The organism is Almyronema sp. (genome assembly GCF_052168255.1).
In the GTDB taxonomy this organism is placed as follows: domain Bacteria; phylum Cyanobacteriota; class Cyanobacteriia; order Phormidesmidales; family Phormidesmidaceae; genus Sphaerothrix; species Sphaerothrix epifaneia.
Map to the genome: position 1 here is coordinate 1 of NZ_JBQLZL010000089.1, position 3,041 is coordinate 3,041.

Sequence of the window (3,041 nt, forward strand, 5' to 3'; positions counted from 1 at the left end):
CCACCCCATCCCCCCCATCCCCCACCTCCTTCACCCTCCAAAACGCTTACCTCCAAGCCACAATCAACCCCGAAACAGGCGATCTCACCCGCCTCTACGATTGCGTGGAGAACCGCGAACTCCTGAGCGCTGCCGCCAACCAACTGCAAGCCTTCCACGACCAAGGGCAATATTGGGATGCCTGGAATATCGCCCCCGATTATCTCGACCATCCTTTGCCGCCGCCTCAACTCACCGCCATTGCCTGGATTGAGCAAGGTCCCCTCCGGCAGCGGCTACGGGTGACGCGCCAGCTAGGGCAATCTACGTTTGTGCAAGACTATGTGCTAGATCAGCAGTCGCCCCTGCTTAAAATTGAAACCCTAGCTGACTGGCAAGAAACCCAAGTCGTGCTGAAAGTGGCCTTTCCCTTGACTGTGGAGGCCGAAGTCGCTACCTATGAAATGCCTTTTGGGGCGATCGCCCGTCCCACTCGTCCGCAAACGCCCGCCGATAAAGCTAAGTGGGAGGTTCCGGCGCTGCGCTGGGCCGATTTAAGCGATGCTGCCGGGGGGCTGAGCCTGCTGACAGACTGTAAACACGGCTTTGACGCCACACCCAATCAGCTACGGCTGACCTTGCTCAAAGCGCCGCTGTGGCCAGATCCCACCAGCGATCGCGGCCAGCATAAATTTACTTATGCGCTGTATCCCCATGCTGGCGGTTGGCAGTCAGCATCTCGCCTAGCCAGAGAACTGAATCTACCGTTACACTGCTTGGTCAAGCCCGATTTAAGCGATCGCGGCAAGCTACCGACTAGCCAGTCTTTTTTAAAGATAAAAAATCCTAATCTGATTCTGTCAGCTTTTAAGCAGTCTGAAGCTTACCCCGGCGAATTTATTCTGCGCCTGTACGAAACCTGGGGAGAGTTCGGAAACTTAGAGATAGAAACGACTTTGCCGCTTGAAGGTTTGCAGCCCGTCGATTTACTAGAGCAAAAAATGGCTACGGGCGATCGCTCGCTAGAGACTGACCCAACCTCAGTCAAACCGTGGCAGGTTTGCAGTTACCGACTCAGCCGCAGGTTTGCTGACAACGCTTCTAGGGATTTGTGAATCTAACTAAAGCCAGGTGCCCTCTGGCTTCCGGTGCGCTACGCTATAACTATAGCGTTTGCTAATCTGTTGACTTCCCGGAGGAACTCATTATCGCTAAGAAACAACCCATCAACCGTCAAATCAAAGCGCCCCAAGTGCTTTTGATCGATGCTGAAAGCAACAATTTAGGGCTAACCGATACTCGCGATGCGCTCAAGCTGGCTAAAGAAGCCAGTTTAGACTTGGTTGTCGTTTCTGAAACCAAGGATGGCCCGGTTGCCAAGATTATGGACTATGGCAAGCATCAATACCAGCAGAAAAAGCGGCAGCGGCAGAACACCTCTAAGCCCTCACTCAAAGAGGTAAAGCTGCGCCCTAATGTGGGTGATTCGGACTATGGTATCCGCATCGATCGCGCCTTGGAATGGTTAAGCAAAGGCGACATGGTGAAGTTTCAGGTACGCCTGCGAGGACGAGAACACCAACATCGCGATCGCGCGATTGAACTACTCAACCGAGTGGTTGATGATCTCAACAACGCTGGCAAAGTGCAGTCGTTTGATAAGCGGGCTTTGGTTGTTCAGGTAGCTCCCGCCTAGCCTCGTTCAAAAGCGCGTACATTCCTTTATTTGAGGATATCGGGCTGCTCTGGTTAGAGCAGCCCGATTGCTGTTGGACGCAAGCTTTTCTTTTGCCCTCTGCCTTTAGCTACAGGCGTCAGTCCCCAGGTAAATTCCTAAAGCCTCAGCAGTCTTCACCATAAAGCTATCGGCTCTAACCGGATTGGGACAAAGACCTTGCTGATGCCGTTGCCGAATCAGGGGAATGGCGATCGCTAACGGTTCGCTCTGCACTTCTCCATTGCGCCACACCACCAGTTGGTTATAGTTTCTTTGCTCAATCAGGTCTATGGCTTTTTTGCCAAAAGCGGTTGCCAAAAGGCGATCGCTGGCTGTAGGTTTGCCGCTGCGCTGAATGTGCCCTAACACAACTGAGCGAGTATCTACTGACTGCAAAAGGCAAAACTGAACCGGGTCTAGCTGGCAAAGCCGCGAACTTTGCTGTTGAATGAGCTGAGCCAGGGTTTCAGCAATGTGCTGGTCTTTTTGCCCCGCCATTGTTTTAACGCCCTCTGCAATGACCACCAGTCCAAACTGGCGACCTGCTTGCCTCCAACCAGCTAGCTGACGACAAATCCCCTGCACGACCTTTTCACTCAAACAGGGAACCAGCTCAGGAATCAAAATCACGTCAGCCCCTCCGGCAATGCCTGCTTGTAAGGTCAAGTGTCCGGCATCTCGCCCCATCATTTGCACAACCATCAGGCGATCGTGGCTAGCGGCTGTAAACGTGAGGTCGTAAAGAATATGGGTGGCTGTATCGACAGCGGTTTCAAAGCCCAGCGATCGCTCTGTAAAGGGCACATCATTATCAATCGTTTTAGGGATAGCAATCCAATTCCAGCCACCCTGCTGCGCCAGTCCATCAATAATATCTAAGCTGCCATCTCCTCCTGCCACCACTAAGCTATCTAGCGCCAAATGCGCATAGCCTCTGAGAATTTCTGCGGCAATCTCAGGATCGCTAGGATTTCCTTTGTTTAAGGCTCCTAAAATACTGCCACTCAAAAACTGCAAAATATCAAGACCGTGCAGTAAACCCGGTAGATCGTAGCCATGCTCTTTCAGTTGCAAATCTGCTGTGCAGCAGCGTCCCGTTTCTAAATCAATGAAGCCTTTTGTCCCATAGGGAATGCCGTAAACTTCCCAGCCTTTACGAGTGGCACATTTAATCACAGCGCGGATAATTGCATTTAAGCCAGGACAATCGCCACCACTGGTTAAAATTCCAATGCGTTTAGATGTATTCATATCAGCTTCCCCTTAGCTGAACTATGGGAGCTTGAGTGCTCAAGCACAGGTTATCTAAACACTTTGAGGAATAGCGGGAGACTTTTGAGCTAAA

3 protein-coding genes are annotated in these 3,041 nt (G+C 51.7%); 2 read left to right on the plus strand and 1 reads right to left on the minus strand.

All coding sequences use genetic code 11. The features are described from left to right. Window positions 1–1,094: glycoside hydrolase family 38 C-terminal domain-containing protein (locus ACTS3T_RS19230; RefSeq protein WP_462935390.1), on the plus strand; the 1,094-nt coding region annotated here is incomplete at its 5' end. 110 nt (window positions 1,095–1,204) lie between these two features. Next, complete coding sequence (gene infC / locus ACTS3T_RS19235) at window positions 1,205–1,675, plus strand: translation initiation factor IF-3 (RefSeq protein ID WP_462935397.1); 471 nt, start codon at window positions 1,205–1,207, stop codon at window positions 1,673–1,675. 105 nt (window positions 1,676–1,780) lie between these two features. On the opposite strand, the gene ACTS3T_RS19240 is transcribed toward infC, so the two are convergent. Next, window positions 1,781–2,947 carry an ATP-dependent 6-phosphofructokinase gene (locus ACTS3T_RS19240; protein ID WP_462935391.1) on the minus strand — a complete coding sequence of 389 codons (1,167 nt, stop codon included), beginning with the start codon at window positions 2,945–2,947 and terminating at the stop codon, window positions 1,781–1,783. Between the last annotated feature and the right edge of the window lie 94 nt (window positions 2,948–3,041).

Coding starts and splice junctions, on each gene's coding strand:
- ACTS3T_RS19240 (WP_462935391.1), bottom strand. CDS start 2,947: ATGAATACATCTAAACGCATTGGAATTTTAACCAGTGGTGGCGATTGT.